1 pseudogene is annotated in these 482 nt (G+C 49.8%); it reads right to left on the reverse strand.

The annotated features are described in order from the left end of the window. Positions 1-482: pseudogene (locus KNQ05_RS15590) on the reverse strand (copper amine oxidase); the annotation flags it as partial.

The raw sequence follows: 482 nt of genomic DNA on the forward strand, positions 1-482 counted from the left end.
AGTGCGAGTGCACCTGTTGTTGCGTTGTTGCTTGTGTCGCTCATGCCGCCGTTACCTGTGTTCGGCATTGAACCTGGTGTACCGTCCATGAATTTCTCAGGAGATTGCATGACGATCGCGTTACCGAGGTTTTCACCGACACCGTACATGTAAGCATATGACTCGCGGAACGTGTCGACTGATCCTTTGTAGTCGCCTTCCGTGTACTGCATGAACGTGTCTTGGACATATGTTTCATGGCCAGCGACCGCTTCTTGTGCTGCTTTCGTCGGAAGGTTTTCTTCCGTTGCTGCTCCGAGGAACGCACCGAAGTCGTTCGAGAACATTTTAAGCATGTCTTGAGCGTCAGCCATCATTTTTTTGTCATCGTTGATGGCTGCTGTGACGAGGTTTGCTTGTGCTTCGATGTGATTTTTCGTCCAAGCTTGCTCGAACTGATCTGCACCGGCTTCACCGTAAATTGATTTGATTGCGGCTTTGAA

The sequence above is a fragment of the Exiguobacterium sp. s125 genome, assembly GCF_018618605.1.
Classification (GTDB): domain Bacteria; phylum Bacillota; class Bacilli; order Exiguobacteriales; family Exiguobacteriaceae; genus Exiguobacterium_A; species Exiguobacterium_A oxidotolerans.